This is a genomic window from Compostibacillus humi (assembly GCF_014637175.1).
GTDB classification, from domain to species: Bacteria; Bacillota; Bacilli; order Bacillales; family Amphibacillaceae; genus Oceanobacillus; species Oceanobacillus humi.
The window spans coordinates 1-2,437 of sequence record NZ_BMEV01000132.1; the positions used below are offsets into that span (position 1 = coordinate 1).

Below are 2,437 nucleotides of genomic sequence, written 5' to 3' on the forward strand. Positions count from 1 at the left end.
ATGTTCTGATGTACAATCAGGGCATTCATAGCCATTCTTATTCTTACGTTCAGATATTTCGTGAAGAACGGTTCCAGTCGAACTTGAAGCAGTGAGTGCATCAATTAAATATTGCGTAACCTGTGCTTCTCTGCGGGATTTAGTTTTTGAATGGCTTTAAGGATTTCAGTCGCTCTCACAATCATCACCAACCCTATTGTAGTTAGTTCAATTATAGAACATTTGTTCTCGGAATTCAATTATCAACAACTAACTTTAACAGAGCCTTTCTTTTAAATAGCTATTCTCACAAAATTTGTTGTTTGCGGATAAAAAGGGAATGTATCTCGAAGGATAGTTTTATAGAGTAAATCATTTGCTCCGCTCAAATAGTGTGATTTTCCGAATTTTTATTCGCTGAAACTTCCAAAATTTGCGAGCTTCCTTCTGAAAGGCAAAAGCTATCCGGGTATTTTTTAATTGTTCGCAAAATATTTCAAATTTGTTTAAAATGAAAAGAAACGATTCGGTAACTAAGGGGGAATGAAAGTTGGTATCTTATAAAAATCCGGTGATTGCCGCTGTACAAGCAGCTCCGGTATTGTTTGATCTGGAGAAAAGTTTGGAGAAGGTTAAAGCGTATACAAAAAAAGCTGCCGACAAGGGAGCGGATATTGTCGTATTTCCGGAATCCTTTTTGCCGGCTTATCCAAGGGGACTAAATTTTGGTGCGGTCATTGGAAGCAGAACGGATGCTGGGAGGAAAGATTTTGCCAGGTATGCAAAACAATCCGTCGCCGTTCCGTCCCGGGCTACGGAAATATTAGGAGACATCGCCAAAGAGCACCAAATTTATTTAATTATTGGCGTGACGGAAAGAGATGCGGAATGGAGTGATACAACCTTATATTGCACGGTGCTCTTTTTTGCTCCCGATGGGAAACTTCTCGGCAAACACCGGAAAATCAAACCAACCGCTTCGGAAAGGCTGATCTGGGGGGAAGGCGATGGCAGCACACTGCCTGTGTTCGATACTCCTTTCGGCAAAATCGGTGCTTTAATTTGCTGGGAAAATTATATGCCACTTGCCCGTGCATATATGTATACAAAAGGAGTACAACTTTATTTCGCACCGACGGCAGATGCCCGGGATTCCTGGCAGGCAACGATGCGTCACATTGCGATGGAAGGGCGCTGCTTCGTCATCGGTGTCAATCAGTACGTGACCAAATCGATGTACCCGAACGACTTGGCCAGCTATGATGAACTGGAAACGGCTCCGGAGGAAATGTGTGCTGGCGGCAGTGTAATTGTTGATCCTTTGGGGAATATAATTGCCGGTCCGGTTTGGGGAGAGGAAGAAATATTAGTTGCTGAACTGGATTTGGACAAAATTACTGAGGCAAAATATGATTTTGATCCGGTAGGGCATTATGCCCGCAATGATATCTTTCAGCTTTACGTCAATGAAAAGAGGCAAACCCCGAGGGCTGATTGAGAGGAGATAACACGATGAATTACGGATTACTAACCTGGCTAGTCATTGCCGCCCTTTTTGTTGCTGCTATTCTCACATTAATGATTTTCAAAGAGGAAGAAAGAAAAATGAAAAAGTACGAAGAAGAAGGAGATACGGCAGAAGGGGAATTGGAACGCTCCATTAAGTATGAAAAGACTTCATTAACGCTGAACATTCGCAATCTAACTTGGATTTATGTTATTGTCATCATCGGCTCGATTGTTGCGTTAGGTGTGTATTTTTTATAGTATCAGGGATTGTTCTATAAAAGTATTGGCGGCTGCAATACAAAAACTGCACCTCTTCAAGGAGAGGTGCAGAGTTTTTTGTTTTTAAGCTTAAGCAAATACTTCATGCCATTCATTGCGTTTCGCGAGCATTTCGCGAGCTAATTCTTTCGCCCCTTCTAAACTATGGCTTGCCGCCCAGCCGCATTGCACTTCATTGCAGGCAGGAACTTCATCTGCTTCCAGTACATCCTTCAATGTTTTTTCGATCGTATCCAAAATTTCTTCGTAGTTATCATGATTCAATACCGTCAAGTAAAATCCTGTCTGACAGCCCATTGGACTTAAATCTACTACTGTCTGATGATGGTTGCGGATAAGTTCAGCCATTAAGTGTTCCAATGAATGGAGGGCAGGCATTTCCATATGGTCTTTATTCGGCTGCTTAAAACGGATATCGTACTTATGAATGACATCCCCGTTTGCCCCTTTTGTCACCCCGGCTAAGCGGACGTATGGTGCCTTCACTTTTGTATGATCAAGGTTAAAGCTTTCCACGTTCATTTTTTTAACCATATTATCACTCCTAAAAAATAATCCGTATTGTCAAAAATTTATAGATAAAATCTAGATGATTTATTGATATATAAGGTTTTATAAACAAAAAACTTGCCACCCCCATTGTTTTAGGGTATTAGTGAGGTAACCACAC

Annotated in this window: 3 protein-coding genes and 1 pseudogene; 2 read left to right on the plus strand and 2 right to left on the minus strand. The window is 41.3% G+C overall.

Annotated features, from left to right (window positions below; all coding sequences use genetic code 11):
- A pseudogene (locus tag IEV18_RS16790) lies at positions 1-179 on the minus strand (IS1595 family transposase); the annotation flags it as partial.
- A 350-nt stretch (positions 180-529) separates the two neighbouring features.
- Here IEV18_RS16790 and IEV18_RS16795 point away from each other — a divergent pair.
- Both IEV18_RS16795 and IEV18_RS16800 read left to right on the plus strand, forming a co-directional pair.
- Positions 530-1,477 carry a carbon-nitrogen hydrolase family protein gene (locus IEV18_RS16795; RefSeq protein ID WP_188393490.1) on the plus strand — a complete coding sequence of 316 codons (948 nt, stop codon included), beginning with the start codon at positions 530-532 and terminating at the stop codon, positions 1,475-1,477.
- Positions 1,478-1,491: 14 nt separating this feature from the next.
- Positions 1,492-1,746, plus strand: a complete 255-nt coding sequence (locus IEV18_RS16800; RefSeq protein ID WP_188393491.1) for a hypothetical protein — start codon at positions 1,492-1,494, stop codon at positions 1,744-1,746.
- A gap of 90 nt (positions 1,747-1,836) precedes the next feature.
- Here IEV18_RS16800 and IEV18_RS16805 read toward each other — a convergent pair whose 3' ends face one another.
- Positions 1,837-2,301 (minus strand): S-ribosylhomocysteine lyase, encoded by a 465-nt coding sequence (locus tag IEV18_RS16805; RefSeq protein ID WP_188393492.1) that lies wholly within the window; start codon positions 2,299-2,301, stop codon positions 1,837-1,839.
- Between the last annotated feature and the right edge of the window lie 136 nt (positions 2,302-2,437).